23 protein-coding genes are annotated in these 21,009 nt (G+C 73.0%); 14 read left to right on the forward strand and 9 right to left on the reverse strand.

Annotated elements, in window-relative coordinates; translation table 11 throughout:
• Positions 1-45: 45 nt before the first annotated feature.
• Both AC07CM_RS20520 and AC07CM_RS20525 read right to left on the reverse strand, forming a co-directional pair.
• Entirely contained in the window at positions 46-507 is a 462-nt protein-coding gene (locus AC07CM_RS20520; protein WP_478877838.1) for a GNAT family N-acetyltransferase, read from the reverse strand.
• Entirely contained in the window at positions 504-920 is a 417-nt protein-coding gene (locus tag AC07CM_RS20525; RefSeq protein WP_478877839.1) for a RidA family protein, read from the reverse strand. Before AC07CM_RS20525 ends, AC07CM_RS20520 begins: the two co-directional genes overlap by 4 nt.
• Before the next feature lie 20 nt (positions 921-940).
• On the opposite strand from AC07CM_RS20525, the gene AC07CM_RS20530 reads away from it, so the two are divergent.
• The 8 genes from AC07CM_RS20530 (at position 941) to AC07CM_RS20565 (ending at position 8,723) form a co-directional block, all read left to right on the forward strand.
• Complete coding sequence (locus AC07CM_RS20530) at positions 941-1,282, forward strand: hypothetical protein (RefSeq protein ID WP_478877840.1); 342 nt, start codon at positions 941-943, stop codon at positions 1,280-1,282.
• A 266-nt stretch (positions 1,283-1,548) separates the two neighbouring features.
• A complete protein-coding gene (locus tag AC07CM_RS20535; protein WP_478877841.1) occupies positions 1,549-2,328 on the forward strand; it encodes a nucleotidyltransferase domain-containing protein in 780 nt (259 codons plus the stop codon).
• 208 nt (positions 2,329-2,536) lie between these two features.
• Positions 2,537-4,399, forward strand: coding sequence for an FUSC family protein (locus tag AC07CM_RS20540; protein ID WP_478877842.1), 1,863 nt, complete (start codon positions 2,537-2,539; stop codon positions 4,397-4,399).
• A 58-nt stretch (positions 4,400-4,457) separates the two neighbouring features.
• Complete coding sequence (locus tag AC07CM_RS20545) at positions 4,458-5,810, forward strand: amidohydrolase (protein WP_478877843.1); 1,353 nt, start codon at positions 4,458-4,460, stop codon at positions 5,808-5,810.
• Positions 5,811-5,830: 20 nt separating this feature from the next.
• Positions 5,831-6,997: a cytochrome P450 family protein gene (locus tag AC07CM_RS20550; protein ID WP_478877844.1), complete on the forward strand. Its 1,167-nt coding sequence runs from the start codon at positions 5,831-5,833 to the stop codon at positions 6,995-6,997.
• 94 nt (positions 6,998-7,091) lie between these two features.
• Complete coding sequence (locus AC07CM_RS20555; RefSeq protein WP_478877845.1) at positions 7,092-7,619, forward strand: hypothetical protein; 528 nt, start codon at positions 7,092-7,094, stop codon at positions 7,617-7,619.
• A 108-nt stretch (positions 7,620-7,727) separates the two neighbouring features.
• The gene (locus tag AC07CM_RS20560; RefSeq protein WP_478877846.1) at positions 7,728-8,372 is read left to right on the forward strand and encodes a DUF899 domain-containing protein; all 645 of its coding nucleotides are present in this window, start codon (positions 7,728-7,730) and stop codon (positions 8,370-8,372) included.
• A gap of 174 nt (positions 8,373-8,546) precedes the next feature.
• The gene (locus tag AC07CM_RS20565; protein ID WP_478877847.1) at positions 8,547-8,723 is read left to right on the forward strand and encodes a hypothetical protein; all 177 of its coding nucleotides are present in this window, start codon (positions 8,547-8,549) and stop codon (positions 8,721-8,723) included.
• Between the two features lie 142 nt (positions 8,724-8,865).
• Here the strand turns inward: AC07CM_RS20565 and AC07CM_RS20570 are convergent, their stop codons facing one another.
• The 3 genes from AC07CM_RS20570 to AC07CM_RS20580 all read right to left on the reverse strand — a co-directional run bounded on the left by AC07CM_RS20570 (position 8,866) and on the right by AC07CM_RS20580 (position 12,173).
• Entirely contained in the window at positions 8,866-10,830 is a 1,965-nt protein-coding gene (locus AC07CM_RS20570; RefSeq protein ID WP_478877848.1) for an ABC transporter ATP-binding protein, read from the reverse strand.
• A 276-nt stretch (positions 10,831-11,106) separates the two neighbouring features.
• Positions 11,107-11,535: a hypothetical protein gene (locus AC07CM_RS20575; RefSeq protein ID WP_478877849.1), complete on the reverse strand. Its 429-nt coding sequence runs from the start codon at positions 11,533-11,535 to the stop codon at positions 11,107-11,109.
• Positions 11,532-12,173: an ATP-binding protein gene (locus AC07CM_RS20580; RefSeq protein WP_478877850.1), complete on the reverse strand. Its 642-nt coding sequence runs from the start codon at positions 12,171-12,173 to the stop codon at positions 11,532-11,534. Before AC07CM_RS20580 ends, AC07CM_RS20575 begins: the two co-directional genes overlap by 4 nt.
• 211 nt (positions 12,174-12,384) lie before the next feature.
• Here AC07CM_RS20580 and AC07CM_RS20585 point away from each other — a divergent pair, with 211 nt between their 5' ends.
• The 3 genes from AC07CM_RS20585 (at position 12,385) to AC07CM_RS20595 (ending at position 14,397) form a co-directional block, all read left to right on the forward strand.
• Positions 12,385-13,245: a helix-turn-helix domain-containing protein gene (locus AC07CM_RS20585; RefSeq protein ID WP_478877851.1), complete on the forward strand. Its 861-nt coding sequence runs from the start codon at positions 12,385-12,387 to the stop codon at positions 13,243-13,245.
• Positions 13,246-13,500 (forward strand): DUF397 domain-containing protein, encoded by a 255-nt coding sequence (locus AC07CM_RS20590; protein WP_132854465.1) that lies wholly within the window; start codon positions 13,246-13,248, stop codon positions 13,498-13,500.
• A gap of 87 nt (positions 13,501-13,587) precedes the next feature.
• Positions 13,588-14,397 (forward strand): SAM-dependent methyltransferase, encoded by an 810-nt coding sequence (locus AC07CM_RS20595; RefSeq protein ID WP_478877852.1) that lies wholly within the window; start codon positions 13,588-13,590, stop codon positions 14,395-14,397.
• A gap of 219 nt (positions 14,398-14,616) precedes the next feature.
• Here AC07CM_RS20595 and pdxR read toward each other — a convergent pair whose 3' ends face one another.
• On the reverse strand, positions 14,617-16,038 hold the full coding sequence (pdxR, locus tag AC07CM_RS20600) for a MocR-like pyridoxine biosynthesis transcription factor PdxR (protein ID WP_478877853.1): 1,422 nt from the start codon (positions 16,036-16,038) through the stop codon (positions 14,617-14,619).
• Positions 16,039-16,085: 47 nt separating this feature from the next.
• Here pdxR and AC07CM_RS20605 point away from each other — a divergent pair, with 47 nt between their 5' ends.
• Complete coding sequence (locus AC07CM_RS20605; protein WP_478877854.1) at positions 16,086-16,616, forward strand: carboxymuconolactone decarboxylase family protein; 531 nt, start codon at positions 16,086-16,088, stop codon at positions 16,614-16,616.
• Between the two features lie 41 nt (positions 16,617-16,657).
• Here the strand turns inward: AC07CM_RS20605 and AC07CM_RS20610 are convergent, their stop codons facing one another.
• From AC07CM_RS20610 to AC07CM_RS20620, 3 genes are all read right to left on the reverse strand, one after another.
• Positions 16,658-18,145: a glutamate synthase subunit beta gene (locus tag AC07CM_RS20610; RefSeq protein ID WP_478877855.1), complete on the reverse strand. Its 1,488-nt coding sequence runs from the start codon at positions 18,143-18,145 to the stop codon at positions 16,658-16,660.
• A gap of 188 nt (positions 18,146-18,333) precedes the next feature.
• A complete protein-coding gene (locus AC07CM_RS20615; RefSeq protein ID WP_478878061.1) occupies positions 18,334-18,813 on the reverse strand; it encodes an anthrone oxygenase family protein in 480 nt (159 codons plus the stop codon).
• A gap of 224 nt (positions 18,814-19,037) precedes the next feature.
• Positions 19,038-19,730: a DUF2293 domain-containing protein gene (locus AC07CM_RS20620; protein WP_478877856.1), complete on the reverse strand. Its 693-nt coding sequence runs from the start codon at positions 19,728-19,730 to the stop codon at positions 19,038-19,040.
• A gap of 170 nt (positions 19,731-19,900) precedes the next feature.
• On the opposite strand from AC07CM_RS20620, the gene AC07CM_RS20625 reads away from it, so the two are divergent.
• Both AC07CM_RS20625 and AC07CM_RS20630 read left to right on the forward strand, forming a co-directional pair.
• Complete coding sequence (locus AC07CM_RS20625) at positions 19,901-20,533, forward strand: nucleoside/nucleotide kinase family protein (protein WP_478877857.1); 633 nt, start codon at positions 19,901-19,903, stop codon at positions 20,531-20,533.
• Between the two features lie 58 nt (positions 20,534-20,591).
• Complete coding sequence (locus AC07CM_RS20630) at positions 20,592-21,005, forward strand: PPOX class F420-dependent oxidoreductase (protein ID WP_478877858.1); 414 nt, start codon at positions 20,592-20,594, stop codon at positions 21,003-21,005.
• Positions 21,006-21,009 lie beyond the last annotated feature (4 nt).

A 21,009-nucleotide genomic window follows, 5' to 3' on the forward strand; every position in this document is an offset into this window, starting at 1 on the left:
GGCCGCGGCACGTGCTCTCGCGGGCGGCCGCCCCCCACCCCTCCCTCAAGGCCGCCAGACGTACCGCACGTCCGGCTCCCGCTCCTCGTTGCCGCTGCCGTCCGTGTACTCGACGGCGACGAATCCGTGCCGCTCGTAGAAGCGGTGGGCCGGCCTGTTGACCTGGAAGGTCCACAGGGTGAGGCCCTGGGGGCTGCGCTCCTTGGCGAGGGCGACGAACCGGTCACCCACACCGCGCCCCCGCCACTGCGGGGCCAGGTACAGCTGGGAGAGCAGCTCGCCGTTGAGGACCATCACACCGACGATCCCGTCCTCTTCCCCGGCCGCGTCGGCGACCCACGTCTCCCGCAGTGGCACCACCACGTCCCGGAAGTGGCCCCGCACGTCCTCGTCGGTGCGGGGACGGACGACGGTGGGCAGCGCGGCGGCGAAGGAACGCAGCCAGACGTCCGCGGCGGCGCTGGCGTCCGCCGGCACCGCCCGGCGAAGAACGACCGCGGTGGTCATCGGACGTCCTCCTGTTCCGGTACCACGGCCGTCGTCGTGATCTCCACCAGCTGCCCGGTGTACCCCAGGCAGGCGACACCGAGCAGCGTGGACGAGTGCGGCCCCCGGCTCAGCCCCGAGGCCTCGACGACCTCCCACACCGCGGACAGCACCGAGGGCTCGCTGCTGACGACGTACACGTCCGTCGACAGCACATGCTCCAAGTCGCTTCCGACGGAGAGGAGTTGCTCGCGAAGGTTCGAGATCACCCGCTCGGCCTGCCGGACCGGATCCCCGACACCGACCACCTCCCCCTTCTCGTCGAGCGGCACGGCGCCCGCGAGGAACGCGAGCTTCATGCCCGCCTCGACGACGGAGGCGTGGGCGTAGGTGGGGGGCGGGAAGAGCCCGGGCGCGGTCACTCGGCGGATCATGGCGGCTCCTGGGGTGGCGGATGCGCAACCTCCCGATCATCCGCATCCCGTCCAGGCCTCCGCACCCGAATTTCCGGCTCGGCAACGGCTCGACAGGCCGATCGGACGCGCCGTCGCCCGCCTTCCCCTGCGCCACCGCGGCCTTCGCCCCATCCCTCCGAGCCGCCGCAACTTCCGATGCCCCCTCCCACCGAGCCACCGCGACCCTCGCCGACACCTCCCGCCGTCTGCGTCGTACGGTCGCCCTCGCCGTGAAGGACCGACGCACCGCGGCCGCACGCGCCTCTGAACTCGGCGCTCCGCTCGGCTGCTTCGACCCGTTCGACGCCGTGGAGCCGGGTCGGTGGGGTGACGCGGAGTAGGGATCGGGACGCAGCAGACCGGGCTCGCCCAGCAGGCGGCGCACCAGCCCCGCGGTCCAACCCCGGGCGCGCAGCCCGGCCATCGACACACGGCCGCGGCGCCTCTTCGCTCCGTCCTTCCCAGCTGTCACCATGACCTCCCCGTCGTGACGTCGAGTGACGACTTCCTTGATGACGCGCCCCACCGACAATCGGGTCGCCGCAGGTCCGGCCCCCGGCCTACGCTCCCCGCACCCGGACCCTCACCCCCCTCTGGAGTCCCGCCCGTGCCAGCGCTGCCCGACGCCGACTTCCTCTCCACCACCGCCGACCGCCTGGCCGCCCTCCCCACCGTCCGGGCCGTGGCCCTGGGCGGTTCCCGGGCCCAGGGCACCCACACCCCGGACAGCGACTGGGATCTGGCCGTCTACTACCGGGGCCCCTTCGATCCCGCCGACCTGCGCGCCCTCGGCTGGGAGGGCGAGGTGTCGGAGATCGGCGGCTGGGGCGGCGGTGTCTTCAACGGCGGGGCCTGGCTGACCATCGACGGACGCCGGGTCGATGTCCACTACCGGGACGTGGTCGAGCACGAGCTGGCGGAGACGGAGGAGGGGCGGTTCCGGGTGGAGCCGCTGCTGTTCCATCTCGCCGGGATTCCGAGCTACTTGATCGTGGCCGAGCTGGCCGTCAACGAGGTGCTGCGGGGCGAGCTGCCCCGCCCGGAGGCCTACCCGGCCAGGCTGTGCCGGACCGCGTCGGAGCGCTGGTCCGGCACCGCCCGCGCCACCCTGGCCCACGCCAAGGCCAACCACGCCCCGCACGCCCACCTCACCGAGGTCGCCGGCGCGCTGGCCACCGCCGCCGTACAGGGCGGCCACGCGGTGCTGGCGGCGCGCGGGGAATGGGTGACGAACGAGAAGCGGTTGCTGGAGCGGGCCGGGCTCCGACGGATCGACGAGGTGGTCGGGGCGTTGCGGGCGGACCCGGAGGCGCTGACCGCCGCGATCGGGCAGGCCGAGGAGATCCTCGGCCGCGAGGTCCGCCCAGACCCTGAGGCCCGCACATGAGGAGGGACCGCACGGCGCCGACCGCACGGCGGCCGAAGGCATTGCGTTGACCGAAGGCATTGCGTTCATAAAGAAACCCCCCGTCCCCGTCACCTTTCACCTCCCCGAAACGTGATCGCTCCGTTTGCTCAGGGAACGCGATCTACTGTGGACACCACAGCCCACCAGTCATGGCCACCGTCGTCCGAAGGCACACCCCCGCCCTCGTATGAACAGGAGCCCCGTGTCGCGCCCCGCCGCACCGACCCTTCCCCCCTGGCTCGCCCACGCCCTGCGCACCCAGCGCGGGCCCGTCCCCTGGAGCGCGGTGACGCGGGGCGCGCTCGCCGCAGGCCCGCTGCTGCTCGCCGGTGTTCTCAGCGGCCGTGTACCGATCGGCGTCCTCGCCGCCATCGCCGCGATGCTCGCCGGCATCAACGACCGGCCCGGCAGCAGGCGGGCCTCCGTCAGGCGGCTCGGGGTGCCCGCGCTGGCCGGAGCCCTCGGGCTGCTCGTGGGGACGTACGCAGGACAGCACCTGGCCGCCGTGCCGCTGACCCTGCTGCTGACCGCGCTCGGACTGGCCGCCGGAGGCATCAGCGCCGTCGGGCCCGTCGCCTCCGCCGCCGGTACCCAACTGCTCGTCACGGCCGCGGTCGGCGCCGGGATGCCGGCCGCCGAGAGCGGCTGGCAGCGGGCCCTCGCCTTCCTCGTCGGCGCCGGCTGGCTGCTCCTGCTGCGGCTGGTCCTGCCCACGCCCGGTTCGCTCGCCGGAGACTTCCGGTTCGACGGTGAGCGGGAGGCGGTCGCCGACGTGTACGAGGCCGTCGCCGCGCTGCTCGACGCCGTGGGAAGCAAGGACGCCACCGCCCGGCGGGCCGCGCTCACCGCCGCCCTCGACCACGCCCAGGACGCCCTCGCCGGACCCCGGCTGCGCCGGTACGCCAGTTCGGCCGCCGAGCGCCGGCTGCACGCCCGGTACGCCGCCGCGCTGCCGCTCGCCGAGGCCGCCACCGCCCTCGCCTGGGCGGGCGAACCCCTCTCAGCGCGCGCCGTGGAGGGGCCCCGGCGGCTGGCCGCCGCCGTCCGAGGCAACACGGGTACCGGTCCGCTTCCCGCCCCCAGCAGGTCCGCACCCGCCCTGCGCGCCCTCGACGACGCCCTGCTCCGCGCCGCCGATGCCTTCGACCGGGCCGAGAGCGGCGAACACCAGCCGCTCGCCCGGCGGCGCGGCGCAGGTCAGGCCCTTCGGGCCGCGTTCGGCACCGGCGGCCGGGAGTACGGGCTGCGCGTCGCCCTGTGCTTCGGTGCGAGCGCCGCCGTCGCCCAGGCGCTGCACCACTCCCGCTGGTACGGGCAGCACCAGCACTGGTACTGGCTGCCCGCGACCGCCGTCTTCCTCGTCAAGCCCGACCTGGGACCGCTCGCCTCCCGCGTGCTGTGCCGGGCCGCCGGCACGGTCCTCGGCGCCCTGGTGTTCGCCGTCCTGGCCGCGCTGCTGCCGCGACCGGAGGGGCTGATCGTGCTGGTGGCGGTGTGCGGTGCGCTCGTCCCGGTGTCCACCCGGAACTTCGCCGCCCTCACCACCGTCGTCACCGTGCTCGTCCTCGCCCTGGTCATGGTCGGCGGTGAGCCGCAGGCCTCGGTCAGCCGGATCGGCGAGACACTGCTGGCCTGCGCGATCGCGCTGATCGTCGGGCATCTGCCGATGCCGGGGGAGCGGGGCGGCGGGGTACGGGCCCGGCTCGACGCCGCCGGGAGCGCCGCGCACGCCTACCTCGCGCACGTCCTGAGCGAGTCGGGCGACCGCGTCGAGCGCTGGGCGTTGCGCCGCGAGGCCTACCGCACCCTCGCCGAGGCCCGTACCGCGATCGCGGTCGCCGCAGCCGAGCTGCCGGCCCTCGCCCGGCACACCGAGGGCACGGACGCCGTCGCCGCAGTCCTCGAACGTCTCGTCGACACCGCCACCGCCTGCGCCGTGCACCTCGACGACACCGGCCGCCTCAGCCCACGGCACACCCGGCAACTGGAGGAGCTGATGGACGAGTTGGAGCGCAGCCCGGGGTGGGCGGGACTGCCCGTCGCCGCATAGCACCCGAAAGCGCGGTTCGGCTCACCGGGCGGGACGCCACCGTCGTACGTTGTGACCCATGACCGTCTCTCCCGCCGACCTGGTCGTCACCGGCTGCACCGTCCTCGTGCACGACGACGAGGAGCGGATCGACTTCCGCGAGGACGCCGCGATCGTCGTACGCGACGGGGTGATCGCATCGGTGACCACCGCGGCAGCCGCGGCGGATCTGGCGGCCGTGGAGCGGATCGAGGCGCGCGGGCAGGTCGCGATGCCCGGACTGATCAACTGCCACACGCACGCGCCGATGGTCGCCCTGCGCGGTCTCGCCGAGGACCTGCCGACCGAGGAGTGGTTCAACGACGTCGTCTGGCCCGTCGAGTCCAGCCTCACCGCGAGGGACGTGGAACTGGGCGCCCGGCTCGCCTGCGCCGAGATGATCCGCGGCGGCGTCACCTGCTTCGCCGACCACTACTTCCACATGGACGTGGTCGCCGACGTCGTCGCCGAGTGCGGGATGCGGGCCCACCTCGGCGAGGCCTACTTCTCCTCCCAGGGACCTGAGGGGCGGGAGCGGTCCGCTGAGTTCGCGCTGCGCCGTCGGGGCTCCGCCGGCGGGCGCATCACCACCACCCTCGCCCCGCACGCCCCCTACACCGTCACCGACGCCGACCTCACCGCCACCGCCGAACTCGCCCGCGCCCACGGCCTGCCCGTCCACCTCCACGCCGCCGAGAACCGCGCGCAGACCGACACCAGCCTCGCCCGGCACGGCGTCACCCCCATCGAGGTCCTCGACCGCACCGGACTCCTGGACACCGATCTGCTGATCGCTCACGGCACCGGCATCATCGAGCGCGACCTGCCGCTCCTCGCCCGCACGGGCGGCCGTACGGCGGTGGCGACCGCCCCTCGCGGCTACCTCAAGTTCGCCTGGCCCGACACCACCCCGGTACGGTCCCTGCGCGCGATCGGCGTCCCCGTCGGGCTCGCCACGGACGGCGCCGCCTCCAACAACTCCCTCGACGTGTGGGAGTCGATGGCGCTGACCTCCCTGATCCAGAAGTCCACCGAGGGCGACCCGCGCTGGCTGACCTCCCGTCAGGCCCTGCACCACGCCACCCTGCAGAGCGCCCGTGCGGTCGGACTCGGCGACCGCGCCGGCAGCCTCGCCCACGGCCGGCGCGCCGACATCGTCCTGGTCGACCTCACAGGACCGCACACCCAGCCGGTCCACGACCTCGCCGCCACCCTCGTGCACAGCGCCCGCGCGGCCGACGTCCGCACCACGGTCGTGGACGGCCGCGTGCTGATGCGGGACCGCGAGCTGCTCACCCTCGATGTGCCCTCTGTCGTACGGGAGTTGACGCGGCGGCTGCCGGACCTGGTCGACCGGAGCCGCGGGCGGCGCGTCCAGGAGTACGACACCTGAGTCCGCGTAGGCTGCCTGCCATGGACCTCGCGGACGGCCTCATCGACCATCCCTACGACGTGTACCGGCGCCTGCGCGAGACCGCGCCCGTGCACCGCGTCACCGGACCGGACGGCACCCCCGCCTGGCTCGTCACACGCTACGAGGACGTCCGGGCCGCCCTCGCCGACCCGCGGCTCTCCCTGGACAAGCGGCGCGGCACCGCCGGCACGTACAAGGGCCTCTCCCTGCCGCCCGCGCTCGACGCCAACCTCCTCAACATGGACCCGCCCGACCACAGCCGCATCCGGCGCCTGGTCGGCCGTGCCTTCACCCCGCGCCGGGTCCAGCAGCTCCGCGAGCCGATCCGGCGTACCGCCGACCACCTCCTCGACGCGCTCGGCCCGCACGGCAGCACCGACCTGATCGCCTCCTACGCCGCCCCGCTGCCCATCACCGTCATCTGCGACCTGCTCGGCATCCCGGAGGGGGACCGGCTGGACTTCCGGCAGTGGACCGACAGCCTCACGGCCCCCGACCCGGCCCGCCCGCACGCTTCCAAGGAGGCGATGGCGAGCATGCTGGGCTTCCTCACCCGGCTCGTCGCGACCAAGCGCCATGCGCCCGGCGACGACCTGCTCTCCGACCTGATCGCCGTACGGGACGAGGGTGACCGGCTCGACGAGGACGAGCTGATGTCCCTGGCCTTCCTCATCCTCTTCGCCGGCTACGAGAACACGGTCCAGCTGATCGGCAACGCCGTGCTCGCCCTCCTCCAGCATCCCGACCAGCTCGCCGCCCTGCGCAAGGACCCGGAAAGGCTGCCCGCCGCCGTCGAGGAGTTCGCCCGCTACGAGGGCCCCATGCTGCTCGCCATGCGCCGGTTCCCGGTCGAGGACGTGACGATCGCCGACGTGACCATTCCGGCGGGCGAGACGGTCTGGGTGTCCTTGTCCGCCGCCGGCCGCGATGCCGCCCGCTTCCCCGAGCCCGACCGCCTCGACCTCTCCCGCGACGCCTCCGGCCACCTCGCCCTCGGCCACGGCATCCACTACTGCCTCGGCGCCCCGCTGGCCCGTGCCGAGACGGAGATCGCCCTCGCCGCGCTGCTCGAGAGGCTCCCGGAACTTGCCCTCGACAAGGGGGAGTTGCGATGGCGTCGCTCGCTGCGGGCCCGCGGGCTGGTGGCGCTGCCGGTGACATACTGACCTCGCGCCCGCAGCCGATCCGGTGGCGTACGGTACTGCGATCGGCCTGAGCGCCGTGGGGGCCCGGCGTCACCCGGGTGGAGGAGGCGGACGGATGTGCGTGATCGACGCCGCGGCCAAGCGGCGGGAGGTCGCCCGGTTTCTTCGGGAGCACCCTCGGGCGGCGGCCGACAGCGGGCACCCCGCGCTGCGCGGCTGCGCGGAGGTCGCCTGGGCCGAGATCCCCGGATGCCCCGACGGGATCCCGGCCCTGCTGCACGGCCTCGTCGATCCGGTGGCCGCGCCGACGGCCGAGCGGGTGCTCACCAACGTGCTGATGGCGAGCGTCTTCCAGCTCGGCCCGGCCATGCCGTTCCTCATCCGTCTGGCGGCCGATCCGCAGGTGCCGGTCCGCTCCGACCTGCTCGACCTGCTCCTGGTCGTGGCCGAGTTCTCCCGTCCGGTCGACGGCGCGAACGAGTGGGCGACGGCGCTCTTCGGCAGCGACGACACCCACCCCGAGCGCGAGCGGTGCAGAGCGGTGTTCGCCCGGTTCGCCGACGTGGTGGGCGCGCTGGTGGCCGGCGGTGCGTTCGCAGCCGAGGACCGGTCGTGCCTGCGGCACGCGGCAGGGCTGGAGTGAACTCCACGGCCATCGGAGGACCCGGCCGGAGAATTCTCGCGGAACGGCGATGAGTTCCGCCTCCGCCGGCGGTCACCACCCCTGACCGACCGTCGGACAGGAGGGCCCATGTCGCTTCCGGAGATCGTCACGCGTGAGCGGTGGCGCGCGGCGCGCGAGGAGTTGCAGCGCAAGGAGGAGGCGGTCAGCAGGGCGCGGGACGTCCTGAGCGCCGAGCGGCGGCGACTGCCCATGGTCGAGGTCGACCCGGAGTACGTCTTCGAGGGCGGCGACGGCAAGGCCACCCTCCTCGACCTCTTCGAGGGCCGCGCCCAACTCGTGGTCCACCACTTCATGTTCGCCCCGGAGTGGGAGGCGGGCTGCCCGTGCTGCGCGGCCTTCCTCGACCAGGTCGGCCACCTCGCCCATCTGCGCGCCCGCAACACCTCGTTCGCGTCCGTCTCCCGGGCGCCCTTCACCCGGATCCTGCCGTTCAAGGCGCGGATGGGCTGGGCGGTGCCGTGGTACTCCTCCGGGCACAGCGACTTCAACCGCGACTTCGAGGCGACCGTGGAGCGTGCCGGGGAACTGGTCGAGCGGCCGGGCCTCAGCTGCTTCCTGCGCGAGCGCGACCGGGTCTTCCACACCTACTCGGTCCACGACGAGGGTCTGGACGGACTCGGCGCCACGGCCGGCCTGCTCGACCTCACCGCGCTCGGCCGTCTGCCACAGGGCAGTGACCGGTTCCGCTGCCACGACGAGTACGACGAATGAGACGTACGGTGTCGGAATTCTCGCTGAACGTGTCGTTCGTGTCCCAAGGTGAACGGATTCTCACCGTCCGCGCTGAACGGGTGTCAACAATGTCTCAGTCGGGTCACTGAGCGAGGCGTTTCCCTTCTCCAGGGCGTTAACTCCTACAGGTACGACGCTTTCTGGAGGTGCGAGATGGTGAACGGGCGAACGGTGCTCGAGCGCTTTCCCGCAGGTGGCCCGCGCGGGTCGTGGCCCGCGGAGGAGTTCGCGCACGCGCGACGTCTCGAAGGCCTGCCCGCCGAGGTGGTCATGGACCTCGCCACGGACACGTTCCTGGTCATCGTGCGCGGCGGCGACGGCATCGAGTAGGCGGCCCGGGCCCGGGCCCGCCGACGGCGTCGAGCAGAGGTGGCTCCGGCTCGGCGAGGGCACCGAGCAGAAGCGCCTCCGACTCGGCCACGGCGTCGAGCAGAGGTGGCCCGGTCTCGAAGGCGGCACCGGGTGAGGCGGCTCAGGCCGGCTTCGGGGCCGGCACCTTCACCGTGAACTGCTCCGCCTGCAAGGCGTACAGCTCCGCGTAGACACCACCCCTGGCCAGCAGTTCCTCCGGAGTGCCGGACTCCACCAGCCGCCCGTGTTCCAGTACGTGCACCAGATCCGCGTGGCGGACCGAGGCCAGCCGGTGCGTGATCAGAACGACCGTCTGACCGCTGCCCGCCAGCGCCCTGATCTTCTCGAACACCTCCAGCTCGGCCCGCGCGTCCAGCGCAGCCGTCGGTTCGTCCACGATCAGGACGCGCCCGCGACGGTAGGCCGCGCGTGCGATCCCGAGGCGCTGCCACTGGCCGCCGGACAGCTCGTGGCCGCCGCTGAACTCGCGGGCCAGCAGGGTGTCCAGACCACGCGGCAGATCCGCGACCACCTCCTCGGCCCCGGCCTCGGCGATCGCGGAGGTCAGACGCTCCTCGGTCAGGGGCGCGGAGGAGCGGCCGACGGCCACGTTCACCCGGGCGGTGAACGGCCAGCGCTTGAAGTCCTGGGCCACCATCGCGATGCGCTCGGCGAGCAGCCGCCGGTCGGCACCGGCCGCGTCGACGCCGTCCCACAGGATCCGTCCCCGGTCCGGCGTGTACAGCCCCGCGAGCAGCTTGACCAGGGTGGTCTTGCCCGAGCCGTTCTCCCCGACGAGCGCGATGATCCGCCCGAGCGGGAGCGTGAGGGTCACGTCGTCCAGGGCGGGCCGGGCCGCGTCACCCGGGTAGCCGAAGGTGACGTTCTCGAACCGGATCTCCCGCGGCTCCTCGGGCAGCGGGAGGCCGCCGGCCGGGATCGCCCGCTCGGCCGCCTCGCTGTACAGCCGCTGCAGATCGCCCACGAACAGGGCCTCCTCGTGCAGCTGGTTGATCTCCAGCACCAGTGTGTCCAGGCTCGCCGACCCGGTACGGATCGCGATCACCGCCGTACCGGCCACCGAAAGGGCCATCGCGCCGGCCAGGAGCAGGGCGCCCAGCGTGGCGTACGTCGCGACGGTCGCGAGACCGGTCCAGGCGGCCGCGATCAGGCCGGTCCGTGCGGCCAGCCGGGACAGCCGGGCCTGCTCCGTCTCCGCCGTCTCCGACATGGACCGGAAGTGCCGCAGCAGGAACGGGCCGACGCCGTGCACCCGGATCTCCGGGGCGGCGGCCGGTTCGGTCAGCAGATGGCTGATCAGGCGGCCGGCGCGGGCGTGCTGCACCCAGGTGTGGAAGGACTCGTAGCGGCGCCGGGCGTTGGTCAGGGCACTCCAGGCGCTGGGCAGGGTCATGGTGACCAGCAGCGGCAGCAGCGCGGGATGAAGCACGGTCAGGACGCCGGCCGCAGCGATCAGCGAGATCATCGCGTTGATCACACGGGCGCTGTACGAGATCATCCGGCGGGCCGACTCGGCGCCGTACCGGGCGGTGTCCAGCAGCTTGTGGAAGGCGTGGTCCTCGATCGCGGCCAGCTCCACGTTGGCCGCCCGCTCGAGGTACAGCTCGGTCGCCACCCGCTCCACCTTGGGCTCCAGCCGGCCGGTGGCGTAGGTGGAGGCGGCCCGCAGCAGCGCCCCGACCAGCATCACGGCGGCCACGACGGCCAGAGCGGGGACGGCCGCGCGCAGCCGCTGCCCGATCTCGGGCCCGGTGAGCAGCTTCCCGAGCGCGCTGTTCACGGCCAGCAGGCTCACCGCCTGGGCCGCGCCCCGGCCCATCTCGGCGGCCAGCACGGTCCGTGCGGCCCGCGGGTCCGCCTGCCGGGCCAGGCGCAGGCTGGACGCCAGCATGCCGGGCAACCGGGCCACCATTGCCCGGAAACCCAGCTCCAGGAACGCGTCCGCGTGCTCGTTCCACCCCATGTCGTACCGCAGCGGCCCCCCGAACAGCAGCCGCTCCGACCCCGAGACCTCGGGCCCGGCCGCCCCCCGCCTCCTGCTCACCGTGCACCTCCCCCGCGCCATGCCCGAACGGCCACTATCCCGGGCGACGCCGACGGCGGGGCAGGGCGCGAGAGGGGGGTACTGGGGGCGCGAAAGGGGTGCGGGACGGGAGAGGGCGATTGGGTTCTGGCGTCCGTTGGCGGAGGCGGATGGGCGGAGGCGGATGGGCGGGGGCGGATGGGCGTGGGCGGGGGGTGACGGCAGGACCTCCGCGAGGAACCCGGCACCCGACCCGCCGGGCAGCCCCCGCTCAGGACCGCGCTGCGGTGCACGCACCCCCGGCCGAGCCGGGCGGCGTCACGCCGAGACGGAGCGGGACCAGTCCGGGGTCGTCCCCGTCACGCGGCACAGGGCCAGGTACAGGGGGATCGGCGGGGTGTAGGGGACCGTGCCCTCGGGGCGGTGGATCAGACGGGCGGTGGTGGGGAGGGGTGCGCCGGGTGCGTAGTGGGCGGGGGCGGGCCAGGGGAGAGCGTAGTCGGAGTCCGCCGGTACGATCCACCACCAGTGCGCGCCGTCGGCGTACACGCAACCCACCCGCGGCAGCCGCGGGACGACCAGGGGCCCGAGGCGGTAGGGCACGGCCACGGCGTCGCAGCCGAGCGGGGACGTCATGCCCTCCGGTACCCGCAGCCGGCGGACCGGGTCCGGGACATGGTGCCGACGGCCGAGGCGTACCAGGGTGTCCAGGCCGAGCGGCCGGCCGGAGTCGGCGGTGCCGCTCACGACTGCCCCCGGACAGGGCGCCGCTGCGCCGGTGCCCGGTGCCGGGACTGCGCCTGCTCCTCCTCGCCCGTACCGGGCGGCGGGCCGTCCGGCTTCGGGCGGGCGCCCCAGCCCAGGTCGTTACACGGCTCGACGGTGTCGCGGGCCGCGTCGGTCTGACGGGCCAGCTCGGCCCAGACCAGCAGTCCCGGTCCGTGTTCCTGGGCACCCCAGGCCCGGCACAGCGCGTCGACGAGAAGCAACCCCCTCCCGTGCTCCTCGTCGGGTCGCTGCGGTGACGGGTGGGGCTCCCCAGGTGCACAACCCTCGTCGTGCACGGCTATGCGCACCGTGTCGTCGTGGTCGTGCAGCTCGCACACCACGCGACTGCTCGCGGTGTGCACGATCGCGTTGGTCACCAGCTCGGAGATGACCAGGGCCGCGGTGTCGCAGGTGTCCGCGCATACCGACCAGCCGGTCAGCCGGGCACGCGTCAGGCGTCTCGCCTGAGCGGGGGAACCCGGATGTGCGGCCAGCTCGAAGCGGAACCGGCGCTCGGCAGCGCCCTCACCTGGGGCTGCTCCCGTTACGGCGCCCAGACCGAAACGGTCTGCGGCAGCGTCTGTTCCTAAGGGCGCGGACGGAATCACGCTTGCCACTATCTCCCCGGCGTGAACACTTGGCAAGTGTCACTCTGAAAAATGCAGAGTGCGGTGTGACTCGGTCAGCGACCGTGGCACACTGCTCGCAACAGCACCTCGAGCGGCGCCAATTGGGACCGTCGACGATCGGACCGGGTTGTCGAATGCGTCTTCGAACGGCGCCGCAGGGCTGTCGGGATTCCTTTGCCGTCGTGTCGGAGGTGGGAGCGTGAGCGAACCGCGGTCCGCGCCGACCGTGGGCCAGGTGGTCCTCGGCCGGCGCCTGCTGGACCTGCGGGAACGCGCCGGGCTCAAGCGCGAGGAGGCCGCCCGCGTCCTCCGTGTCGCCCCCGCCACCATCCGCCGTATGGAGATGGCCGAGGTCGCCCTCAAGATCCCGTATCTGCAACTGCTGCTGAAGGCCTACGGAGTTCCCGACGACGAGGCCGAGGTCTTCGTCCAGCTGGCCGAGGAGGCCAACCGGCCGGGCTGGTGGCAGCGGTTCCACGACATCCTGCCGGGCTGGTTCTCGATGTACGTCAGCCTGGAGGGTGCGGCCGCCCTCATCCGTTCCTACGAGCCGCACTTCGTTCCCGGCCTGCTGCAGACCGAGGACTACGCGCGCGGTGTGCTGAAGTCCGGCGCCATCGGCCAGACCAGCCCCGACGACATCGAACGCCATGTCGCGCTGCGTATGCAGCGACAGTCACTGCTCACCCGTCCTGATGCCCCCCGCTTCTGGGCGGTGATGGACGAGACGGCCCTGCGCCGCCCGGTCGGCGGCCCGGAGGTGATGCGTGCGCAGATCGACAAGTTGCTCGAGGCCACGACACTGCCGAATGTGACGCTCCAGGTCGCCCCGTTCGCCAACGGGCCCCACCCGGGGACGTACGGGCCGTTCGTACTGTTCCGATTCGCCATGTCGGAACTGCCGGACATGGTCTACAGCGAGTACCTCACCGGAGCCGTCTACCTGGACGCGCGCTCCGAGGTGGCGACCCATCTGGAGGTCATGGACCGCATGGCGGCGCAGGCCGCCACGGCGCAACGCACGAAGGAGATCCTCCGGGATCTCCGCAAGGAGCTGTGAATGGACCGCATAAAGCCGCGCAGTCGCGTCTACAACGGCATGCCCGCGCGGGAGTTGGGCAGCGAGGGGTGGCACAAGCCCTGGAGCGGCGGCAACGGCGGCAACTGCCTGGAGGCGATGAAGCTCGCCGACGGCCGCATCGCCGTACGCCAGTCGACCGACCCGGACGGACCGGCGCTGATCTACACCACGGACGAGATGACCGCCTTCATCGAGGGCGCCAAGGCCGGGGAGGCCGACTTCCTGCTCTCCTGACCCCCGATGGTTGTTGCTTCTCGCTCAACTTCCCCTTTTTGGTACAGACTTGATCATTCATTGCGTCAGATGCTTACGGAGTGCCGCATGACAGGGCAGGACCCGACGGCCGCCGGGATCGACACCAGCAGGCCGCATCCCGCGCGCATGTACGACTGGTATCTCGGCGGCAAGGACAACTACCCCGTCGACGAGGAGATGGGCCGGCAGATGCTGGCCCTCGACCCCCGAGTGCCGGTGATGGCCCGGGTCAACCGCGCGTTCATGCACCGTGCGACCCGCTGGCTGGCCCAGCGCGGCGTTCGGCAGTTCCTGGACGTCGGCACCGGCATCCCGACCCAGCCGAACCTGCACCAGATCGCCCAGCAGGTCGCGCCCAGGGCTCGCGTCGTCTACTGCGACAACGACCCCATCGTGCTGGCCCACGCGGCGGCCCTGCTGCGCAGCACTCCCGAGGGCGCGACCGAGTACCTGCAGGCCGACGTCCGCGATCCGGACGCGATCGTCGCTGGCGCACGGCGGATCCTGGACTTCGACCGCCCCGTGGCGCTCTCCCTCGTCGCCCTGCTGCACTTCGTCTCCGATGCGGACGGCGCCCACGAACTGGTCGGCCGCCTGCTGTCCGCACTGCCCTCCGGCAGCTACCTGACGATGACTCACGCCACGGCCGACTTCACGCCCGAGGAGTCGGCGGCGGCCACCGAGAAGCTCAGGGCGGCCGGTGTCACCCTGGCCCTGCGCTCCCGCGAGGAGTTCGGCCGCTTCTTCGACGGGCTCGAACTGGTCGGCCCCGGCGTCGAGATCGTCCACAAGTGGCACCCCGAACTGGGCGAGCCGGTCCCCGGGCAGGACGACGGGGTGATCCCGGGCTACGGGGCGGTGGCCCGCAAGCCGTAGCCGCACCGGCGTATTTCGGCCGCGCGAAGACCTTGCGCCGGGCTTGCGGTGAGCGCGGTTCAGGTGCGCAGGCGGCGGATCCTTCCGCCGCGAGTTCTCGCTCACGCCCCGGCCCCTCGGTGCGTCCCGGGTGGGCCGGCCCCCTGCCGGCCGTCGCTCGCCGGCCACCGCCGACCCGCGCGTGTTCCCGTCACCGCCGCCGGCCTCGATCCGTGAAACTCACCCCGGCGGCAGCACCCCGCACAGCGCCTCCAGCGCCGCCCCGTAGGCGTGTTCCGGCGGTGTGGCGTAGCCGACCACCAGGCCGTCGGACGCCGGCATCTCCGTCTCCGGGTGCCGGAACGCGGCCAGTCCGTCCAGGGCCACCCCCTGCCACGCCGCCGCCTTCACCGCGGACCTCTCGGTGCCGGGCGGCAGTTTCAGTACGGCGTGCAGCCCGGCCGCGATGCCGGTCACCTCGATGTGCGGCGCGTGCGCGGCGAGCGCCTCGACCAGCCGGTCACGACGGCGCCGGTATCGCTGCCGCATGCGCCGCACATGACGGTCGTACGACCCCGAGACCACGAAGTCCGCGAGGGCCAGCTGATCCGGCACGCTCGCCCACGCCTCCCGCTCGCCCTTGGCCGCCAGCACGGGCCCCACAAACGGCTCCGGCAGCACCATCCAGCCCAGCCGCAGCGCCGGCGACAGGCTCTTGCTGACCGAGCCGATGTGGATCACCCGCTCCGGATCCAGCCCCTGGAGCGCGCCGACGGGCCTGCGGTCGTACCGGAACTCGCCGTCGTAGTCGTCCTCCAGCACCACCGCCCCACGCGCGCGTGCCCAGTCGATCACCGACGCCCGGCGCTCCGGATGCAGCGGGCCCCCGGTCGGGAACTGGTGCGCCGGCGTGAGCAGCACCGCCCGTTGCCGTCCCAGTCCGGCCACCCGTGCCCCGGACTCGTCCAGCGGAAGCGGTACGGTCCGCACGCCGGCCGCCGCGAGCAGGCCCCGGTGGAAGTCCAGGCCGTACGCCTCCACGGCCAGCGGACCACGCAGCACACCCCCTCCGCCCTGACCGAACAGCAGCCGCAGCGCGTGCGCGAAGCCGGAGCAGATCACGATCCGGTCGGGCTCGGCGCGCACCCCACGCGCGCGTGCCAGGTACTCCGTCAGGGCCTCCCGCAGCTCCCGGCGCCCGGCGGGGTCCCCGGGCCCGAACGCCTCACTGGGCGCCGCCTGCAACGCCCGCCGGTACGCGGCCGACCAGGCCGCCCGCGGGAACGCCGACGCGTCGGGTGTGCCCTGCCTCAGGTCGTGCCGTGACCCACGCATGCGTGGAGGTGCCTTCCTGGGCGTCCGCTCACGCTGTCGCAGCGGCTCCGCACGCTCCGCCACGCGAGTCCCCGAGCCCTGGCGGGCGGTCAGCCAGCCCTCCGCGACCAGCTCCGCGTACGCGTCGGCGACGGTGTTGCGGGCCACGCCCAGGTCGGCGGCGAGCGAACGGTACGGCGGCAGCCGGGTGCCGGGCGCCAGCCGCCCGCCGCGCACGGCCTCGCGCAGGGCCCCGGTCAGCGCGGCACGCCGGCCGCCCGGTCCCGACAGCTCCAGATGCAGATCGGCACCGATCCGCTCCGCAGAATTGACCCATGATTCCGCCATGAAAGTGCACCCTACAGCCGGTCTTTCCCGCGCCTAGGTTGGAGCACATGACGACGAACACGATCACTTCGCAGAGCGCTGGTACCGACACCACCACCGCCGCGATCGCCGCGGCCGGGACGGCCCGCACCCGCCTGGACTTCGGGAAGGCCGCCCCCAAGGCCTTCCGCGCCCTCATCGGCTTCGACGCCGCCGCCCGCGAGGGCCTCGACCTGGCCCTCGTCGAGCTGATCCAGATCCGCGCCTCCCACCTCAACCACTGCGCCTACTGCCTCCACATGCACACCGGCGACGCCCGCCGGGCCGGCGAGAGCGAGGACCGGCTGCACATGGTCGCCGTCTGGCGCGAGGCCCGGCACTTCTTCACGCCGAAGGAACAGGCGGCTCTCGCCCTGGCCGAGGCGGTCACCCGGGTCGCCGACTCGGGAGTCCCCGACGAGGTCTACGCCGAGGCGACCGCCCACTTCGAGGAGAGGGAACTGGCGCAGGTACTCGCCCTGATCTTCGCGATCAACACCTGGAACCGGGTGGCGCTCGCGACCGGCAAGCCGGCGGGCACCGACGAACGACGCCGCTGACGCGACGACCTCCGCGCCGGCCCCGGCGCGATTCCCTTCGGCTACACGGCCATCGGGCGGTCGTACGGCGAGATCGGCGACGGCAGCTGTGAACTACCCGTCAGGTAGCCGTCCACGGCTGCCGCCACCGCCCGCCCCTCCGCTATCGCCCAGACGATCAGCGACTGCCCGCGCGCCGCGTCCCCGGCCGCGAACACACCGGGAACGTTGGTCGCGAAGCCGCTGTCGCGGGCGATCGTGCCGCGCGGCTCCATCGTCAGCCCCAGCTGATCGACGAGCCCGTCCTCCCGATCCGGTCCGGAGAAACCGAGCGCGAGCAGCACCAGGTCGGCGGGCAGCGTCCGCCCGGTGCCCTCCACCGGTCGGCGCCGCTCGTCCACCTCGACCAGATGCAGCGACCGCACGTGCCCGCCGGCGTCGCCGGTGAAGTGGAGCGTGGACGCCGCGAACAGCCGCGCGTCCGCGTCCGCCGCCGGAGCCGTCCGCAGGTCCCGCGCCTCCTCGTGCGCGGCGGACAGGCGGTAGATCTTCGGGTACGTCGGCCACGGCTCGGTGTCCTCGTCGCGCTCGGCACCCGGCTGCGCGTAGATGTCCAGCTGGGTCACGGACGTGGCCTCCTCGCGCACCGCGGTCCCCAGGCAGTCGGCCCCGGTGTCCCCGCCGCCCACGATCACCACGTGCTTGCCGGCCGCGGACAGCGGCGAGATCTCCAGATCACCCTCGCACACCCGGTTGGACAGCGGCAGGTACTCCATCGCCTGGTGTATTCCGTCCAACTCCCTGCCCGGCACCGGAAGTTCCCGCCAAGCCGTCGCACCCGTCGCCAGCACCACCGCGTCGTAGCGCGCCCGCAGATCGGCCGCCGAGACGTCCCGCCCGACCGCCGTCGAGGTACGGAACCTCGTCCCCTCGGCCCGCATCTGCTCGAGCCGCCGCTCCAGATGCCGTTTCTCCATCTTGAACGCGGGGATCCCGTACCGCATCAGCCCCCCGATCCGGTCGTCCCGCTCGTACACCGCGACGGTGTGCCCGGCCCTGGTCAACTGCTGTGCCGCCGCCAGTCCGGTCGGCCCGGACCCGATCACCGCGACCGTCTTCCCCGACAGCCGGTCCGGCGGACGCGGCGGGGTGAAACCCTCCTCCCACGCGCGGTCGGCTATCGCGCACTCGACGTTCTTGATGGTGACCGCCGGCTGGTTGATCGCCAGTACGCACCCCGCCTCGCACGGTGCCGGACACAACCTGCCGGTGAACTCGGGGAAGTTGTTCGTCGCGTGCAGCCGGTCGCTCGCCGCCCGCCAGTCCTCGCGGGAGACCAGGTCGTTCCACTCGGGGATCAGGTTGCCCAGCGGGCAGGCGTGATGACAGAACGGGATGCCGCAGTCCATGCAGCGGTCCGCCTGCTTGCTGATGATCGGCAGCAGCGCCCCGGCGACGTAGACCTCGTCCCAGTCCCGGACCCGTTCCTCGACGGGCCGCCGCGGCCACTCCTGGCGCGGCGTGTTCATGAACCCCTTGAGATCGGCCATGGTCGTCTTCCTCGCGTACGTGTACCGGGAGGTACTGGCTGTACGACGAGCCGTGCGTCATCGGGCGGAACTTCTTTCGGCCACGATACGTCCGCGCCGACACCTGCGCAGAGTGGCGGACAGCGCTTACTCGGGGACCTCCGCCCAACACGGATCCGGCCGGCCTCCCGGTCCCGCACCGGGGAGGTTCAGGCCAGGGCCAGCACGTACAGAAGCGCGGACACGGCGGAGGCGACCGTGCGGACGTGGTTCCACGACGTCCACCCGCGTACGTACACCGGCCAGTACACCGCGGCCTCGGGGCTGCCCGGGGTCATCCGGCCCAGCCTGTCGTTGCGGGGCACGTTCGCGACCACGGTCGACCCGAAGGACCCGAACAGGTACAGCGCGCTGCCCAGCAGCAGCTCCACCTTCCCCTCGCCCGGCCAGACCACGAACGTCACCACCGCGATGATCGCGCACAGCACCGCCGAACCGATGAACACCAGCATGAAGGCGGGCGCCACGGCGGCCACGTTGATCGCCTTCATGGCGGCCACGCCCTGCGCGGGCGGCAGCGCGGCCAGCCCCCGCATCACGAAGGTCGAAAAACCGCAGAACACCCCGGCCACCAGCCCGGTCCCCAGCACACCGAGGACGACCAGCACGAAGAACGGCCCATCGATCACGGTCACACCCCTTTCTCCCGGTCGTCCCGGGCCGGGCCCGGCTTCAGCCTCCTTCCAGTGGATGCCCCGACGCCCGCCCTCGACCATGGCTGAGAGGCTCGGGGGCATGCGTGATCGTCCATCGGGGCTATTGGGGGGCGGGGAGGGGGGAGGGGCGGGGGCTGTCTCGGGGGTGTGAGGGCGAGGCTGTGCCGGAAGGGCGCGGCTGCTTGATGTCCCTCTCCTCAGCCGGCCTCGGCCGTCTCCTCCCAGCCCCGCAGCACGCCCTCCACGGCCACCGCGATCCGCCGACGCGCCTCGTGCCTCGGCACCCCTCGCATCAGCAGTTCGTCGTACGGCGTGTCCACGTGCCGTACGGCCGCCACGACCGCCGAGATCACCGCCCCCTCCGTCAGCGCCCGCCCGGCCGCGCTGCGCCCGACCCGCCCGCTGCCCCGCACCGACGCGTGCGCCGCGATCGCCCGGGCCCGCTCGGCCGGGCACCCGGGGAACAGCCGCAGGATCTCCGCCGCGAACGCCGCCACGAACCGCTCGTCCTCCGCCGCCCTGCGCCGCGCGTCCCGCGACCGCCGCCGGCGTCGGGCCTCCGCGTCCGCCAGACACCGCGCCTCGGCCCGGGACAGCGCCGCCTCCTCCACGAGCAGCCCCTGCCGTTCGTACCGGCCCCTGCGCCGGTTGAACCGCACCACCACCGCCCACAACGTGCTCTCCTCCCGCGCCCTGCGGGTGAGCGCGCTGTCACCGCGCGGCAGGAACACCAGGTGATCGAGGTCCACGCAGTGGAGGCAGCGCGGTGCCCCGTCCTCCAGCACGAGCAGCGACAGCGGCCCACGCCGGCACCCGGCACAGCGCTTGTGCCGCAGGGCCTGGACGACGACAAGTGCGCCGGGGAAGTGGGGAGTTGCATAACGCGCCATACGCGGTTCTTTCCCCGTCTCCGCCCGCCCCTCCCACACCGGCCCGCTCACCCGAGGCGGCTCCACGCCCGCCGGGCACCCGGAGCCGGGTGTCGGCAGCCGCCGCCCAACCTCTTTCTGCCGCTCACCCTCTTCCACCGCCCCCGGAGCCCATTCGGCATCATGGGCCTGTGCGACTCGAAGCGATCACCTGGGACCGGCTCGCCGAGCTGCTCGCCGACCGGCTGCTCGAGCTGGAGCCGGCCGACGGGGGTGCCTGGCCGCGCATCGGTTTCGACGGCGCACCGGCCGCCCGTCCAGGAGACCTCGCCGAGCGGGTCGCCCAGGCACTGCGGTTGCGCGGCCGGCCCTCGCTGGTCGTCGGCGCCGAGGGCTTCCTGCGTCCCGCCTCTCTCCGCCTGGAGCACGGGCGGCGGGACGTGGAGTCGTACTACAGCGGCTGGTTCGACACGAGCGCTCTGTGGCGCGAGGTCTTCACACCGCTCGATCCCGGAGGCAGCGGCCACGTCCTGCCCGACCTGTGGGACCCCGTCACCGATCGCGCCACCCGCAGCCCCTACGTCCAACTCCCGCCCGGCGGAAGTCTGTTGCTCCACGGCCCCCTCCTCCTGCGGAACTGGTTCCCCTTCGACCTGACCGTCCACGTCCGCCTCTCCCCGGGCGCCCTGCGCCGCCGCACCCCGGAGGCCGACCACTGGACGCTCCCCGCCTTCGAGCGCTACGAGGCCGAGACCGATCCGGCCGGGACGGCCGATGTCCTCGTACGCGCCGACGACCCCCGGCACCCCGCCTGGAACGGCTGACCCGAACCGCCCGGGCAAACCCCTTTTGTATGCGCGTGCATCTAACTAGGATGGCGTCATGACGACTTCCCCTCCCGCGGCCGTCGCCTTCGACGACTCCGTCCGTGCCCTTCTCGACGGCAGGAACTTCGCCAGTGTCGCCACGCTCGGCCCCGACGGCGCCCCGCAGAACTCGGTGGTGTGGATCAAGCGCGAGGGTGACACCGTCCTCTTCTCGTCCCTCGACGGCCGTCAGAAGGTGCGCAACCTCCGCCGCGACCCGCGCATCAGCCTGACGGTCTTCGACCTGGCCAACCCCTACAGATCCGCCGAGGTCCGGGGCGTCGCCGACATCCTCCCGGACGAGGGCAAACGGCTCCCTTACGAGCTGTCGCACAAGTACCTCGGCATCGACCCGCCGGCGGAGAAGGCCGACGAGGTCCGCGTGATCGTCAGGGTCGTGCCGGAGAAGGTCGTGGTCTTCTCGGTGTGAGCGG

The sequence above is a fragment of the Streptomyces sp. NPDC044061 genome (genome assembly GCF_056434305.1).